Raw genomic sequence first — 16,482 nt, forward strand, 5'->3', positions numbered from 1 at the left:
CTCCCGGCCACCGGCTTCACAGCTCCCGGAAGTTTCCTGTCGCTTGCCAGCGGGATGGGACCACCGCTTTGCCACGAGTATGGGACCACGTGCACCAGTGGTAGTTGTTAATACGGCGCCCCGGCTTTGTCAGCGCTGCTCCCACCCATACTGGCGCCTCCCGGAACAGACTGCCCTCAGCTCCTGCCAGCCCCGCTGCGACCGTCTGGCGGTGGTGGTCTCTCACCTCCACTCGAATCAACAGCGACTCACCGCGCACGAAGCCCGCTTTGAACGCCTTCGCCATCACTTTCAGCGACCGTTTCCCGGCAACTGAAAGCTACTAAATGAAACGCCGGATAATTGGGTCAGCCGCTGCGCTGTCGTGAACCGTCCGACTTTGTCACGGCTGCTCCCACCTTGACCACCAATCCGTGGATCAGGCTGCCGTCAGCTTCAGCCAGCAACTACGATTACCAGCCGACGAAGGCCTTCCACCTCCATTCGAACTACAAGCGCCTCGCGGCGCACCACCGTAAATGAGACAGTCACGTCCTGCGACAGAACATGATTAAAAGTCTTTGGCCAGCAAGAATGCCCGAAAACTCAACAAATCACCTACCCGGACCCTCGGTCACCGTCAGGAGCCCTGGTCCCCGAGTGAACCAGTTCAAAGGAGACGGGGCCGTTGTCGAGCCTGGCAGCGATTCGCGGCGTACGGAGTGCCGGGTTCGTTCTGTTTGGGCGTCTGATCAGAACAGGAAGGGTGCGAGTCGCGACGTCATTTCACGGGCCGCCTCCGTGTATTCGCAGATATGGGCAAAGCGTTCTGCCGGGCTGGAGAGGCAAAGGGCTGCGCCTGCCGGCCCGTTGGGCAGTCCTACTGGAAACGCCAGGCTGGCGGATCCCTGTTCTAGTTCGTTGATTTCCGAAGCATGCCCCTTCAACCTTATTTCCGCGAGTTGTTGTTCCAGTTGACCCCTGTCCGTGATGGTGTGTTGTGTCAGTTGCATCAGCGGCCCATTCGGGAATGGGGGGGCCGAATCGGCAAGTTCGGCAAGCATCAGTTTCCCTGCGGCAGAGCTGTGTGGGTACCGCAGCATTTCGTATACGGAGTGGATCCGATAATCCGGATCCTCATCTGCGATTCTGAGGGATGCGTTCCGGAACATAATTAGGTGCACTGCGAACCGTTTTCCACTCCGGAATTTCTCTATGACGTTACGGGCCGTGGTGGGAACGGTGGGGGGAGTCGCTGCCGTTATCAAACCCGAAAGGGCGTGCCCGAGGGCGAATCCGCGGAGGTCAGACGTGCGGACCAGATATTCGTCCGCGACGAGGGAGTTCAGTGTCCGGTAGACGGTCGTCTGGGGCATCTGCAAGGTATCCGTGATCTCTTTAGCCGTAGTCCCCGTTCCGAGCCGCGCCACGATCTCCAAGATTCTGAACGAGTTAAGCGCTGCACCGGAGTGCGTTGCCCTGTAGCTCATTGGCTGGGCCTGCCACGAAACAGGTCTAATTCACGAGTCTCGTCGTAGATGCCAACAGACGCCAGGCGCTCGGGTAACCGGATGCGAAGGAACATGGCATAAATGACGCTGGCGAGGATGACACCTCCGTAGATGACGGCATGCAGGTTGCCGGTGCGGGCCGATGCCGCCGCAGCCGTCCAGAGCACTGCCCCCAGGGTTACGGAGGAGGCTACCCCCAATATCCAGCTGCCGTAAGTGTTCTCTCCTATACGGCGCAGGAAGAAGGGTAGGGATGCGCTGGCAAGGATATAGGACCCAAGGTATCCGTAGGCACCTAGGGTGAAGAGGTCCACGAGGCCCCGCTCAGGACTGGTGCCAGAGAGAATGATTGCGATTGGAATGATGGCGACTGCCGGCATTATGCAAATGATTGCCGCCGACGGGGTTCGAAAGGCGGGATGGGTCCGGCCGAATATTCGCGGCGCAACCCCTTCTCTGCCCATACAGAAGATTATCCGGGCGAGGGCGTTCACTGATGCGATCGTGCACGCAAACCACGACGCTGCGATTCCCAAGTCAAGGACTGCGGCGAACAGGGGGGAAGTCTGGGAAAACAGGTCAGAAAGCGGTGTGGAACTGGCCGCGATGCTTGGAGCTGCCCCTTTGAGCGCCACGTCCTGGGCGGTCACCGCAAGAAGATAAAGCACGCCCGCCAGGATGGGGGTCCACGTGATGGCCCTTGGGACAGAGACGAAAGGCCTGTGCGCCTCGCCTCCCAAGGTGGTGGGGCTTTCAAAGCCGACAAAGGCACTGACGGCCACCACGATTCCGATCGGTAATACGTCGAAATTTCCGGTCCAGACAAACAAACTCTGGATACTCACCTTCGGTGCGTGAAAGATGAAATAGGCAAGCATGAGAACCGCGAGTACTCCAATTGAAATGATTTCCATTAGCAACGTGGACCACGCGGATATCTGGATTCCCCTAACCATAAGGAAACAGGCGACGCACGCCGTGGCAAGGATAACGAGCACATTGACAACCTTGGAATCTGCGGGGGTAACCCCGAGGTTGACGAAGAGCTGAACGACGTATGTACCGACAACCAGCAGACCGGCCATGGCCACGACAGCGTAACCGAACATTGCGGACCAGCCAGCCGTAATTGCAGTCCGCTGGCCAAGTCCTTTCGCCGTGTAGCTGTAGAGGCCGCTGACGGCGGCCATGCGCTTTGCCATTGGCCTCAGACAAAACGAAACCAAGACCATGACCGCCATGGCTACGCCGAATGTCAACACGAGGTTGGGTCCATTGGATCCAAAGACAAGACTCGGAATGACAGACATGGCCCCCGCAGGCGCCACGGCGGCTATTGCCTGTGCAAAAACCGGCAGGAAGGACAGCTTCCTGCGGTTCAGACCCTCCACTGGAGAGCGTGGAGTGATGAAGCGATCAGCACGGGCAGACACGGGGTACCAACTTTCCCTCAGGTAATAACGCTTGACTTGCTTGCTGGAGACGCAAGTCACAACCCTGAGGTGCCAAACATTAGCATCTGCAGCTCCCGCCACGATGCTCGGATACGTGTTCCGAAATGTTTCCAACATGTTAACTGCGGTGGGAAAACTTGACCCTGAAGTTCCCATGGCAATAGCCGCAAAAGGGTCGCCTACATGAACTCTTTGGCGTAATTTTTTCTACACGGACGGAATGTAAGTGACTGGCATCACGTCGACGGGGTTCAAGGTAGAGCTCCATTGGCCCTTAGCAACTTAAGGGATGCCGGTTCACCGGGGCCCGGAACTTGCAGGTCAGCTGCCGGCTGCCGCAAGCTCATGCCCGGCATCCTCCAGGCGGCTTTCAAGCATATGAGTGGACTGCCAAGTGTTCGCAAAACGCCACCCATGTCACGGGGCAACTCGCCTATCAGTCCTTAGGGATCTCATCCTCAAGAAAGAACCAAGGAGAAAACCATGACTCTCACCACTGAAATCCACACCGAGGTAGGGGTAGCACACCCTCTCGATCCGCTCTCCCGCGAGGAGATTTCCCGGGCCGCGGCGATCCTGAAGGATGGCCAGGCCGCGGCCGAATCGTTCCGCTTCATCAGTATTGAGCTGCGCGAGCCGGAGAAGGAACTGCTCCGGTCCGGCGCGGCAACGGTCCGCGAGGCCGACGCGGTCCTCGTCGACCGGGCCGAGGCACGCTCCTACGAAGCGATCGTGGATCTGGACTCGGGCATCGTCTCGAAATGGACGCAGCTGGCCGCGCACATCCACCCCCCGTTCATGCTCGACGAATTCGCCGAAGGTGAAGAGAGCTGCCGCAAGGACCCCGAGGTCCAGGCCGCCCTGGCCAAGCGCGGCATCACCGACATGTCCCTGGTCTGCTTCGAGCCCTGGTCCGTGGGCTACTTCGGCGAAGACGATCAGGGCCGGCGCCTGATGCGCGCCCTGGTCTTCGTCCGCGAGGAGGCAGATGACAGCCCGTACGCGCACCCGATCGAGAACTTCGTCGTCATCGTGGACCTGAACTCCGGCGAGGTCGTCAAGGTCGAAGACGACCAGGCGATCCCGGTCCCGTCCGCGAGCGGCAACTACCTGCCCAAGTACGTCGGGGAGGCCCGCACCGACCTCAAGCCCATCTCCATCACCCAGCCCGAAGGCGCGTCCTTCACCGTCACCGGCAACCACGTCCAGTGGGCCGACTGGTCCTTCCGCGTCGGGTTCACCCCCCGCGAAGGCCTGGTCCTGCACCAGCTGAAGTTCCGCAACAAGGGTGTCGAACGCCCCGTGATCAACAGGGCCTCACTCTCGGAAATGGTCGTCCCCTACGGCGACACCGCCCCCGTCCAGGCCAAAAAGAACGCCTTCGACTCAGGCGAATACAACATCGGGAACATGGCCAACTCCCTGACCCTGGGCTGTGACTGCCTGGGCGAGATCAAGTACTTCGACGGCATCACCGCCGACAGCCACGGCAACCCGCTGACCATCGAGAACGCCATCTGCATGCACGAGGAAGACGACTCGATCCTCTGGAAGCACTTCGACTTCCGCGAAGGCACCACCGAAACCCGCCGCAGCCGCAAACTCGTGATCTCCTTCATCGCCACCGTCGCGAACTACGAGTACGCCTTCTACTGGCACCTCTTCCTCGACGGCAGCATCGAGTTCCTCGTCAAGGCCACCGGCATCCTCTCCACCGCCGGCCAGAAGCCCGGCGAGAAGAGCCCCTACGGCCAGACCCTGAACAACGACGGACTCTACGCCCCGATCCACCAGCACATGTTCAACGTCCGCATGGACTTCGAAATCGACGGACCCACAAACGCCGTCTACGAAGTGGACATGGAAATCCCCGAACACAACCCCACCCACACCGCGTTCAAAGCCGTGGACCGGCTCCTCGAAACCGAACAGGCAGCCATCCGCAAGACCGACTCCTCCAAACACCGCTTCTGGAAGATCGCCAACCGCGACAGCCGCAACATCGTGGACGAACCCGTCGCCTACCGCCTCATCCCCACCGACGGCATCCAGCTCGCCGCCGGCGATGAGTCCTACGTCAGCAAACGAGCCCAGTTCGCCCGGAACAACCTCTGGGTCACCGCCTACGACCGGACCGAACGCTTCGCCGCCGGCGAATTCCCCAACCAGGCCACCGGCGCCGACGACGGCCTGCACATCTGGACCCAAGCAGACCGGAACATCGTGGACCAGGACCTCGTAGTCTGGTACACCTTCGGCATGCACCACGTCGTCCGCCTCGAAGACTGGCCCATCATGCCCCGCCAAAACATCGGCTTCATGCTCGAACCCCACGGCTTCTTCGACCAAAACCCCACCCTCAATCTCCCCACCAACGCCACTACACCTGCCTCCGGCGGCACCGGATGCTGCTCCGGACACGAATCATGAGTACCCAAAGTCCCCGCACGGATGCTCCCGCCAAGCGTGGCTCCCAGCCGGGCAAGCTGAAGGCCAACACCCTGGGCCTCTGGGATGTGGTGTTCATGGCGGTCGCGACGTCCGCGCCAATTACGGTGATGAGTGGAAATGTCCCGTTTGCGGTCGGCTATGGCGTAGGAACAGGAACCCCGGCAACATATATTTGGGCGACGGTTATCCTGACGGTCTTTGCGGTCGCTTATGTCTCCATGGCCCGCTATGTGACTTCAACAGCGGCCTTCTACGGATTTATTTCCCGCGGTTTGGGACGCGTGCTTGGCCTCGGGACTGGTTTCATGGTCACCTTCAGCTACATCGTCTTTGAAGCTAGCATCATCGGTATCTTCTCTTACTTCGGGCATCTGGCCTTCCAGGACCAACTCGGACTGGATGTTCATTGGGTTGTTTTCGCCGTGGTTGGGATCCTCCTCATCGGGTTTTTGACCTATTTCGAGATCAGCCTCGCAGCGAAAATTCTTACATTGCTGCTGGCCACTGAGATCGGGATACTCGCTGTCATGGCCTTCGGCGTGCTCTTCCATGGCGGAGGTCCGGACGGGCTGATGCCTGAGACGCTGAATCCGGTTAATATCTTCCTTCCGAACGGTCTGCAGGTCGCCGCGCCGGGTCTCGCGTTGTTCATCGCGTTCTGGTCCTGGACCGGATTTGAATCGACGGTCATGTACGGGGAGGAATCGAAGAACCCGAAGAAGATTGTCCCTATCGCAACGTTGATCGCGGTCACGGGAGTCGGCGTCTTCTACACGTTCGTCTCCTGGATGTCCGTCGCCGGGAACGGCGCCGACCAAGCCATCGCTTTGGCCCAAAGCGCCAATCCGCTCGACATGTTCTTCCACCCCACGGACGTCTTTGTCGGGCACGGTTGGGTCTTGGTCATGGAATGGCTGATGATGACCGGATCCTTCGCTTGTGCGATGGCCTTCCACAACGCCGCAGCACGGTACATGTACTCGCTGGGACGTGAAGGAATCCTGCCCAGCGTACTTGGCAAAACGCACCTGAAGCATGGGTCGCCGCACATCGCGTCATTCCTCCAGACGGGCATTGCAATCCTGTGGATTCTCGGGTTCTGGTTCTTCAATAAGGATCCGTACCTGGATGTCTTCGTTCTGCTGGCGGTGCTCGGGACATTTACGCTGCTGATTGTGCAGACCGTCACCATGGCCGCCGTATTCAACTACTTCCGGAAGCACCACCCGGAAGAAAACATATGGCGCACCAAAGTCGCACCCGTTCTCGGTGGAGTGGGGATGCTCGGTGTTGTCGTCCTGATGTGCATGAACTTGGACACCGCTGCCGGTCCTGCAGCATCGTCCCTGCTCTTCAAGCTCATCCCCTACATCGCTGTTGGACTCTTCGTCGCGGGGGCAGGCTTGGCCCTTTACCTGCGGAAGGCCAATCCGCTCAAGTACGAAACCATCGGCTACGTTGTTCTCGCCGAAGACGGTCACGGCCCGGTCCTGGACGAAGAAGAGCCAGAGCCGATGCGCCCGATCGATCTCGAACGCATCAGGGAACTGGAGCGGAAGAATCCGTTGGGCGTACTCGAACTGACTGATGAAGATGAACTAGAACTGGAGAGGCGAAAGCCTTAACGAGAGAGGCGCAAGCCTCAAACAGTCGGTCCCCGGTGCTGCGGCAGCATCGGGGACCGACCCCGTTACCAACTCAAACCCCACCAGCGAGAGCGTGATGCGCGTGTTCAATATCCCCGCAATTACTTGGACCCTCACAGTCTTCCTGCTGGTGAGCGGAAGCTATCAGGTCCTGCAGGCGGCCAAGTCCCAGCAGCGCACGGACCAGATCAACAAGTGCCTCTATGCCCTGATGAATGCCTTGACGGTGACCATGTTATGGAACCTTGCACCGTCGACCATGCTTGCTCAGGTCGCCGTCCTTGCCGTTGCGGCACTATGGTTTTTCATCCAAGCGGTTGCACGGCCGGAATTCAAGACAATCTGCGCGGGCAGTCATGGCCGCCTGAAATGCGCTTACCACGGCATCACCATGGCTGCCGCTGCTCTCATGGTCGCCGTGATGGGTCGCGTAACCATAGGGGAAAATGTCGCGCCAAGCGGAACGTCGATGCCCCACGCCCAGCACGCGATGATGGTCCAAATCCACCGGATGCCGTCCGCAACACTTGATCACTCACCTGACGTCGCCATCTTCTTGACGATAGTCTTCGGAGTAGCGGCGGTGGTTTTTACCGTTCTCCTCCTGCGTTTCCGGGTACCGGCAACCACACTCCCCAAAACAGCTGATTCCAAACCGTCTGTCAAGGCAGAACAAGCACTGGAAGCCCTCGGCGCCGCCGCCATGGCCCTAATGTTTGCCACCATGTCCGCATGATGGCATACTCACGGCGTCATAAGCTTGGCGGCCAAGAAACTCCTCCCGCCAAATAGCATCCATCCGGTTACCTCGAGCGCCCGGTCCCCAGCTTGCTACGTCCCGGGCCGTCGCTAAATTACGAAATAACCCGAGCCCGCATCCGGATGTTTCTCGAGCTGTTAATGGTCCGGTTGCCGGAATTCTGACCTGCCGGCCAGCCGGCGGTAGTGCAGCGATGGCCCCCTCCGCCAGTATTAGGCTGCCATTGCGTCGTAGTTCTTGGACGAGGCAGGCACGGCCCCGGTACCGCCGGGTTCCTTAAATCACTACCGGAGTCCGTGGCTGTGTGCCAGGGCGATAGCTTCGGTGCGTGAACCTACCTCGAGCTTCCTGAACAGGTTGCGCACATGGAACTTGACCGTGTTCTCGCTAATGCCGAGCGTGGAGGCGATGGTCCGGTTGCGCTCTCCGGCGACAAGGTGCTGGAGGACTTCGAGTTCCCGGGCGGCAAGGTCCCATCCCGCGACATCCCCGGCCGGGCGTGTCGTTTGCATGTCCAGGGGGAGAGTGACAAATACGTCCGCACCCCAGCCCGGCATGACGTCGATCCGCAGTGATCCGGTGAGCGCCTGGACCCTGCGGTCCAGGCGGGCGATGCTCGGCGCGTCGGCTTTGAGCGCACCCCGGCCGTCGTCGCGGACGTTGATCAGCAGGTTTTCGCCGTCGCAGTCCCATTGCGTCCGCACCCTGCTGACGTCCGGTTGTTCCGTCATGGCCAGCACAAGTCCGCGGACGATTGCCCGTGCCGCGTGGGCAACTTCGCCTGGCAGAGCCCGTCCATTCAGCGGCGGTTCGATAAATTCAATCTCAATGCCGCTGTAGCGTGTGAGCGGCCGCAGGTCCTCCCGCAGGCGCTCGAATGCCTTGGCCACGGGCTCTTTCACCAGGTCTGTAGTGCGGTCGCTGTGGGTCCGGATCCCGATCAGAGCTTTGGCGGTGAGGTCGATGACGGTTGTGCGGGCCGCCGCGTCCTCCAGCGAGGAGGAACGAAGGGCAGCCAGGAGTGTCTCCAGTGTGGTGGAGTGCACATCGGTCAGTTCCGCGGTCACGCGGAGGCGTTCAGCGGATGCCGCCCGCGATTCGAGCAGGTACGACGGCGGCGCATCGGCCACCTTCTCCCGGATCCGCCGCGCTGTAAGGCGCCACAGATACGTCACCAGGTCCAGGCCGGCGTTGCGCCCCGGAGCGGCAGGGGGATCGGTAAGGACCAGGAGGGCGTTGCTCGAGGCGTGTTTCAGGGCGAGCACGGGGCGGGTCTTGCTGGCGAGCTCGGCTTCCCCGAACCAAGGTCCCTCATCCTTAAGGGTGGCGCGGAGCGTATCCAGCTCGGCGATGGAGACCCGGGAAATGATGTCTTCGTCGCCAGCCTTCTTCTGCGGACGGCCTGTGCAGTCTTCCGTGAAGATCACAAGCGCGCTGCTTCCCATGTAGGGGAGCGTGGCATCACGCAGGCGCTCCGCTATCTGGGCCAGAGGGGCGTCGGCCAATGCTGCCACACTCTGCAAAAGCGGCCACGGCAGGTCTGGTAGGGCCACGGTGAGTTCTTTCAGGGATGGGTCCGGCGCTGCACTCATCCAGACATCATACCGGTGCGGAAACGTCCTTCCAACCCAAAAGGGTAGTAAGAACCGTCAGAAAACAGTGTTACCCCTGCCCATTTGGTTCGCGATTATTGATATCAACCAGAAAGTATCCGTCCGGCCGCTGCAGGCCGACCAGATCCGAAAAGGACAAACCGTGAACCCGACGACAAATGTGGTACTCCCCGGCACTGCCAATTCAGCAACACTCAACTGGACGCCCGAGGACGAGCGCGCCGTAGACACCGCCCGTGTTCTGGCGGCGGACGCTGTGGAGAAGGTCGGCAACGGCCACCCCGGCACCGCCATGAGCCTGGCCCCGGCCGCGTACCTTCTTTTCCAGAAGCTGATGCGCCACGATCCCCGCGACCCGGACTGGCTGGGACGTGACCGTTTCATCCTGTCACCCGGCCACTCCTCCCTGACCCTTTATGTCCAGCTGTTCCTGTCCGGCTACGGCCTGGAACTGGACGACCTCAAGGCGCTTCGCACCTGGGATTCGCTGACCCCGGGCCACCCGGAGTACAAGCACACCGCCGGTGTCGAAATCACCACCGGCCCGCTGGGCCAGGGTCTTGCTTCCTCGGTGGGCTTCGCCTACTCACAGCGGCGGATGCGCGGCCTGTTCGACGCCGACGCTGCCGAGGGCACGTCCCCGTTTGACCACACCATCTGGGTCATCGCCTCCGACGGTGACATTCAGGAAGGCGTGACCTCCGAGGCTTCCTCGCTGGCCGGCCACCAGGAACTGGGCAACCTTGTAGTTGTCTACGATGAGAACCACATCTCCATCGAGGACGACACTGACATCTCCTTCACCGAGGATGTCCTCAAGCGCTACGAGGCCTACGGCTGGCACACCCAGCGCGTCGACTGGACCGAGACGGGCGAGTACGTCGAAGACGTCCAGGAGCTGTACTCTGCACTGCTCGCCGCAAAGGCCGAGACGTCCAAGCCGTCCATCATCTCGCTGCGCACCATCATCGGCTACCCGGCACCCAAGAAACAGAACACCGGCAAGATCCACGGTTCAGCCCTGGGCGCCGAGGAAGTCGCAGGCCTCAAGGAGGTCCTGGGCTTCGATCCGGAGAAGTCCTTCGAGGTGGACCAGGACGTCCTGGCCCACGCCCGTGCCGTCGTCGACCGCGGCGCTGCCGCCCGCAGCGAATGGGATTCCTCATTTGAGGCGTGGCAGTCGGCCAACCCTGAGGGCGCCGCATTGCTGGAGCGGATCGAAGCCAAGACGCTTCCCGCCGGACTTGATGCAGTCCTGCCGGTCTTCGAAGCTGGCAAGGATGTCTCCACCCGGGCAGCGTCGGGTAAGGTCCTGAACGCACTCGGACCGGTCATGCCGGAACTCTGGGGCGGTTCGGCTGACCTCGCCGAGTCCAACAACACCACCATCGAAGGCTCCGCCTCCTTCATCCCGGTTTCCCGCTCCACCGATGCATGGAAGGGCAACCCTTACGGCCGCGTCCTGCACTTCGGCATCCGTGAGCACGCCGCGGCGTCGATCGTGAACGGTATCTCGCTGCACGGCCGGACCCGGGCGTTTTCCGGTACGTTCCTGATCTTCAGTGACTACCAGCGCCCGGCCATCCGCCTCTCGGCTCTGATGGGTGTCCCGTCCATCTACGTGTGGTCCCACGACTCCATCGGCCTGGGCGAAGACGGTCCCACCCACCAGCCGGTGGAGCAGCTCTCTACACTGCGCGCCATTGTGGGCCTGGACGTAGTCCGCCCCGGCGACGCCAACGAGGTGGGCATCGCATGGAAGACCATGCTGGAGAACCACGAAAACCCGGCCGGCATCGTCCTGACCCGTCAGAACATCCCCACCTACGCCCGCGGCAACGGTGCAGCACAGGGTGAGACCTTTGCTTCCCCGGCGGGCGTCGCCAAGGGCGGCTACGTCCTCGCCGAAGCGGCCAAGGACGGTGCAACCGTTCCGGCCGACGTGCTGCTGATCGCTACCGGCTCCGAGGTCCAGCTGGCCGTCCAGGCCCGCGAAGCCCTCCAGGCCGAAGGCATCGCCGCCCGCGTCATCTCCATGCCCTGTGTCGAGTGGTTCAACAAGCAGGACGCGGCCTACCGCGAATCCGTGCTCCCCGCAGCTGTCAAGGCACGCGTCTCGGTCGAAGCCGGCCTGGCCCTGGGCTGGAGGGAATTCGTTGGCGATGCCGGCCGTTCCATCTCGCTCGAGCACTACGGCGCTTCGGCAGACTACAAGCGCCTGTTCCAGGAGTTCGGCATCACCGCGGAGGCTGTCGCCGCCGCCGCCAAGGACTCCCTGGCCGCTGCCCGCAACTGACCTTTACCTGCACTGCGGCCAGCGCCGCGGGACGGCCTCATGGGGGACGTCCCGCGGCGCGGCCGCGAACTGTCACCTGTCCACAATTTTTGAAGGAAGAAGCCATGACCAACGCAACCCCCACCGCCCAGCTGTCCGACGCCGGCGTGTCCATCTGGCTCGACGACCTCTCCCGTGAGCGTCTCGCCAGCGGCAGCCTGCAGAAGCTCATCGACCAAAAGAATGTGGTGGGCGTGACCACCAACCCGTCCATCTTCCAGGCTGCGATCACCTCCGGCTCTGACTACGACGCAAAGATCGCCGCACTTGCCGCGCAGGGTGCCGGCGTCGAAGAGACCATCTTCGAAATCACCACCACCGACGTCGCTGACGCCTGCGATCTCTTCGCACCGGTGGCAGCAGCCACCAACGGTGTTGACGGACGCGTTTCCATCGAAGTTGACCCGCGCCTCGCCTGGGACACGGCCGGCACCATCGCCGAAGCCAAGAACCTCTACAAAAAGGTGGACAAGGACAACGTCCACATCAAGATCCCGGCAACCCTTGAAGGCCTCGAAGCGATCACCGCTACCCTGGCCGAGGGCATCAGCGTCAACGTGACCCTGATCTTCTCGCTCGAGCGCTACCGCGCCGTCATCAACGCGTTCCAGTCCGGCCTGGAGCAGGCTAAGGAAAACGGCCACGACCTGTCCACGATCCACTCGGTGGCCTCGTTCTTCGTCTCCCGCGTGGACTCCGAGATCGACAAGCGCCTCGACGCCATCGGCACCGACGAGGCCAAGGCCCTCAAGGGCAAGGCAGGCGTAGCCAATGCACGCCTGGCCTACCAGGTCTACGAGCAGCTCTTTTCCACCGACCGGTGGGAAGTCCTGGCCGAAGCCGGCGCCCGTCCGCAGCGTCCCCTGTGGGCCTCCACCGGTGTCAAGGACCCGGCCTACCCCGACACCCTGTATGTCACGGGACTGGTTGCTGCCGACGTCGTCAACACCATGCCGGAGAAGACCCTCGACGCCACGTTCGACCACGGCGTGGTTACCGGTGACACCATTACCGGCGCCTATGCCGAGTCCAAGGCCGTCCTGTACGCACTGGACGCACTGGGTATTTCCTACAACGAGGTGGTTGCCCTCCTCGAATCCGAGGGCCTGGAGAAGTTTGTAGCCAGCTGGAAGGAACTGCTGGCCGACGTCGAAGGCGCCCTCGCCGCCGCCCGGAAGGCATCCTGATCCGAGCTCTGACAGCTACCGAAAGGCAGACACCATGTCCGCATCACCTCTGAAATGCTGCATCAACCCCAGCATCCTCTCGGCCGACTTCGCCAACCTCGAGGCCGAGCTTGCCCGCATCAGCAACGCAGATGCCGTGCACGTGGATGTCATGGACAACCACTTTGTGCCAAACCTGACCATCGGCCTGCCTGTTGTGGAACGGCTGCAGAAGGTCAGCCCCGTCCCGTTGGACGCCCACCTGATGATCGCCAACGTGGACCGCTGGGCGCCGCTGTACGCCGACGCCGGCCTGAGCTCTGTGACGTTCCACGTGGAGGCATCAGATGCCCCCATCAAACTCGCCCGGGAACTCCGCGCCCGCGGAGCCAAGGCGGGCATGGCACTTCGCCCGGCCACTCCGGTGGAACCGTACCTGGACATGCTCTCCGAACTGGACATGCTGTTGATCATGACGGTGGAGCCGGGCTTCGGTGGCCAGGCATTCCTGGACGTCATGCTGCCCAAGATCCGTCGTGCCCGCGCGGCAGTGGACGGTTCGGGGGTGAACGTGGCCATCCAGGTGGACGGCGGCATCACCGAGGAAACCATCACCCGCGCCGCGGAGGCCGGTGCCAACGTCTTTGTGGCCGGATCTGCCGTATACGGCAAGGCCTCACCTGAGGACGCCATCGAGTCGCTGCGCGCCAACGGGCAGCTCGCTTTCGGCTAACTACGCCGCACAACAACAACACCGCACCCCACCAGTCTGAAGGACCCTCATGCGCGTTCACATCGCAACCGACCACGCCGGTATGGAGCTTAGCTCTCACCTCATCACCGCACTGTCAGCCAGCGGCTATGAGATGGTAGACCACGGGCCAGCGGCCTACGACGCCGAGGACGATTACCCGTCGTTCTGTATTAACGCAGCAGCAGCCGTTGTGGCCGATCAGGCCGCCGGCGTTGACGCCCTCGGGATTGTGCTGGGCGGCTCGGGCAACGGTGAACAGATCGCGGCGAACAAGGTCAAAGGCGTGCGCGCGGCCCTGGCATGGAACCTCGACACAGCGAAACTGGCCCGCGAACACAACAACGCCAACGTTGTGGCAGTGGGTGGCCGCCAGCACACCGTTCAGGAAGCCACCGAACTGATCAAAGCGTTCCTGGCAGAACCCTTCAGCAACGCCGAGCGCCACGAACGCCGCATCGGCAAGATCGCCACCTACGAATCCACCGGCGAGGTTGCCGAGTAGCTTCATTTCACCGAGGCCCCGCGCAATCCTTTCGAAGGACTGCGCGGGGCCTTGGGACTGTTTGGCACGTGCTTGTGGCAGGCGCGCCCAAAAACAAAATCCACTTGAGGAGTCACCATGCCCATTGCAACGCCAGAGATTTACTCCGAGATGATCGATCGTGCCAAGGCCGGGGGTTTTGCGTTTCCGGCGGTCAATGTGACGTCGTCGCAGACCCTGAATGCGGCCATTCGCGGGTTCGCCGAGGCTGAGTCCGATGGCATTATCCAGGTTTCCACCGGTGGCGCAGCGTACTGGTCCGGCGCATCGGTGAAGGACATGGTTGCCGGTTCGCTCGGCTTCGCCGCCTTTGCCCGCGAAGTGGCCAAGAACTACAACGTCAACATCGCGCTCCACACCGACCACTGCCCCAAGGACAAGCTGGACAGCTTTGTCCTGCCGCTGCTGGCCGCTTCCGAGGCCGAGGTCAAGGCCGGCCGCAACCCGATCTTCAACTCGCACATGTGGGACGGCTCGCACGAGGCCCTCGAGGACAACCTGCGCATCGCCCGCGAACTGCTGGCGCGTGCCGCCGCCGCCAAGATCATCCTCGAGGTCGAAATCGGTACCGTCGGTGGCGAGGAAGACGGGGTGGAGAACGAGATCAACGAGAAGCTGTACACCACCACCGAAGACGCCCTGGCGACCATCGAAGCCCTGGGTGCTGGCGAGAACGGCCGTTACCTGACGGCGCTGACGTTCGGCAACGTCCACGGTGTGTACAAGCCCGGCGGCGTGAAGCTGCGCCCGGAGCTGCTCAAGCAGATCCAGGCCGAGGTGGGCGCCAAGATCGGTAAGGAGAACCCGTTCGACCTCGTGTTCCACGGCGGTTCGGGCTCTTCCGATCAGGAAATCGCTGACGCGGTCTCATATGGCGTGATCAAGATGAACGTCGACACCGATACCCAGTACGCGTTCACCCGTCCGGTGGCCGGGCACATGCTCGCCAACTACGACGGCGTGCTGAAGATCGACGGCGAAATGGGCAACAAGAAGACCTATGACCCCCGCGTCTGGGGCGCCTCAGCCGAGGCCGGCATGGCTGCCCGCATCGTCGAGGCCGCCCGCCAGCTCGGCTCCCTCGGCAAGACGTTCTAGCCCAAGAGGGCTGGGAGCCAAGATCCCTCACTTCAGTACGATCCGAACCCACTAAACTGCGATCGGGCATGAAGCCGCACTTCCGGGGCAGAGAGCCTGAAAAGGAGTATTCAATGAGCGAGAAATTGCGTTGGGGTGTCCTGGGCACCGCACGCGTCGTCCGCAAGACCATTCCGGCGCTGCAAGAAACAAAAAACGGTGAAGTCGTAGGTATTGCGTCCCGTACCGAGGAAAAGGCCAGGGAGTACGCCGATAAGCACGGCGTGCCCCAGGCGTTTGGTTCGTATGAGGCGCTGCTCGCTTCCCCGGACATCGACGCTGTCTATATTGCCCTGCCGAATGCGTTGCACCTCGAGTGGATTCTTAAAGCCTTGGATGCAGGCAAGCACGTCCTCTGTGAGAAGCCTTTGGCGATGAGCGCCGTCGAGTGCGAGGAGATTGCGCGCAAGGCCGACGAGACCGGGCTCAAAGTCTTAGAAGGCTTTATGTACCGTTTCCACCCACGTTTCGAAAAGCTGCAGGAGTTGCTTGGAGCCAGTGCGGTGGGCACGTTGACCTTTGTCCACGTTGCGCACTCCTTTGATGCGGGCGGGGACGACAACATCCGCTGGTATGCAGGGCTCGGCGGCGGCGCACTTTTCGATGCTGGGTGCTACTGCGTCAACATGAGCCGGATGGTCACGGGGCGGGAGCCGGCTCATGTCGCCGCCTTTGGCAACTACCGTGACGCCAACGACGACGGTCGAATCGACACCAGCATTGCGGGCATGCTCCGCTTTCCCGCCGGCGCCACCGCGCTTTTTGATACGGGAGTGAACCTCGAGCGCCGTAACTTCTTGGAAATCACGGGCACCGGGGGCCGGCTTTACCTGGAGAATCCTTTCGGGCTGCTGGAGGAGGATTCGGTCCTGGAGGAGCATCACTTCGGGCAGGACACGATTTTTCACAAGATCAAGGGCGGAAACCACTTCGTCCGGATGGGCGAACACTTCGCCGGCAGCGTTCTCAACGGAACCCCGCTCCGCTACGACCTCACGGACGCGGCAAACAACGCCCGGGTGTTGGAAGCTCTCGACCAGGCAGCGAGGAAGCAAGAGGAGGCGTGACCCAGAGCAGCAAGCGCACCACAGACTCAACTCCCGCGACCTACGTAGGAACCCCAGTTAGCAAAGGA

The 16,482-nt window shown here is 61.7% G+C and carries 12 protein-coding genes; 9 read left to right on the forward strand and 3 right to left on the reverse strand.

Features of this window, described 5'->3' with window-relative positions; translation table 11 throughout:
* Positions 1–731: 731 nt before the first annotated feature.
* A complete protein-coding gene (locus tag ACQCS0_RS01620) occupies positions 732–1,469 on the reverse strand; it encodes an IclR family transcriptional regulator domain-containing protein (protein WP_354156498.1) in 738 nt (245 codons plus the stop codon).
* Positions 1,466–2,923 (reverse strand): APC family permease, encoded by a 1,458-nt coding sequence (locus ACQCS0_RS01625; protein ID WP_354156497.1) that lies wholly within the window; start codon positions 2,921–2,923, stop codon positions 1,466–1,468. The genes ACQCS0_RS01620 and ACQCS0_RS01625 overlap by 4 nt, the downstream gene beginning before the upstream one ends.
* 504 nt (positions 2,924–3,427) lie before the next feature.
* Here ACQCS0_RS01625 and ACQCS0_RS01630 point away from each other — a divergent pair.
* The 3 genes from ACQCS0_RS01630 to ACQCS0_RS01640 all read left to right on the forward strand — a co-directional run bounded on the left by ACQCS0_RS01630 (position 3,428) and on the right by ACQCS0_RS01640 (position 7,777).
* The gene (locus ACQCS0_RS01630; RefSeq protein WP_426939989.1) at positions 3,428–5,374 is read left to right on the forward strand and encodes a primary-amine oxidase; all 1,947 of its coding nucleotides are present in this window, start codon (positions 3,428–3,430) and stop codon (positions 5,372–5,374) included.
* Positions 5,371–7,020, forward strand: coding sequence for an APC family permease (locus tag ACQCS0_RS01635; protein WP_354156483.1), 1,650 nt, complete (start codon positions 5,371–5,373; stop codon positions 7,018–7,020). The genes ACQCS0_RS01630 and ACQCS0_RS01635 overlap by 4 nt, the downstream gene beginning before the upstream one ends.
* A 97-nt stretch (positions 7,021–7,117) precedes the next feature.
* Positions 7,118–7,777, forward strand: a complete 660-nt coding sequence (locus ACQCS0_RS01640) for a DUF5134 domain-containing protein (RefSeq protein ID WP_354156489.1) — start codon at positions 7,118–7,120, stop codon at positions 7,775–7,777.
* A gap of 308 nt (positions 7,778–8,085) precedes the next feature.
* On the opposite strand, the gene ACQCS0_RS01645 is transcribed toward ACQCS0_RS01640, so the two are convergent.
* Positions 8,086–9,393 (reverse strand): helix-turn-helix transcriptional regulator, encoded by a 1,308-nt coding sequence (locus ACQCS0_RS01645; protein ID WP_282332030.1) that lies wholly within the window; start codon positions 9,391–9,393, stop codon positions 8,086–8,088.
* A gap of 163 nt (positions 9,394–9,556) precedes the next feature.
* Here ACQCS0_RS01645 and tkt point away from each other — a divergent pair, with 163 nt between their 5' ends.
* From tkt to ACQCS0_RS01675, 6 genes are all read left to right on the forward strand, one after another.
* Positions 9,557–11,710 carry a transketolase gene (gene tkt / locus ACQCS0_RS01650; protein ID WP_354156484.1) on the forward strand — a complete coding sequence of 718 codons (2,154 nt, stop codon included), beginning with the start codon at positions 9,557–9,559 and terminating at the stop codon, positions 11,708–11,710.
* A gap of 104 nt (positions 11,711–11,814) precedes the next feature.
* Positions 11,815–12,936 carry a transaldolase gene (tal, locus tag ACQCS0_RS01655; protein ID WP_354156485.1) on the forward strand — a complete coding sequence of 374 codons (1,122 nt, stop codon included), beginning with the start codon at positions 11,815–11,817 and terminating at the stop codon, positions 12,934–12,936.
* A gap of 34 nt (positions 12,937–12,970) precedes the next feature.
* Entirely contained in the window at positions 12,971–13,648 is a 678-nt protein-coding gene (gene rpe / locus ACQCS0_RS01660) for a ribulose-phosphate 3-epimerase (protein ID WP_354156486.1), read from the forward strand.
* A gap of 49 nt (positions 13,649–13,697) precedes the next feature.
* Positions 13,698–14,171, forward strand: coding sequence for a ribose-5-phosphate isomerase (locus tag ACQCS0_RS01665; protein WP_354156487.1), 474 nt, complete (start codon positions 13,698–13,700; stop codon positions 14,169–14,171).
* A gap of 117 nt (positions 14,172–14,288) precedes the next feature.
* Complete coding sequence (gene fbaA / locus ACQCS0_RS01670) at positions 14,289–15,308, forward strand: class II fructose-bisphosphate aldolase (protein ID WP_426939990.1); 1,020 nt, start codon at positions 14,289–14,291, stop codon at positions 15,306–15,308.
* A 113-nt stretch (positions 15,309–15,421) separates the two neighbouring features.
* Positions 15,422–16,414: a Gfo/Idh/MocA family oxidoreductase gene (locus ACQCS0_RS01675; protein ID WP_354156417.1), complete on the forward strand. Its 993-nt coding sequence runs from the start codon at positions 15,422–15,424 to the stop codon at positions 16,412–16,414.
* Positions 16,415–16,482: the final 68 nt, after the last annotated feature.

Origin of the sequence: Pseudarthrobacter sp. S6 (assembly GCF_050156575.1) — a bacterium.
In the GTDB taxonomy this organism is placed as follows: domain Bacteria; phylum Actinomycetota; class Actinomycetes; order Actinomycetales; family Micrococcaceae; genus Arthrobacter.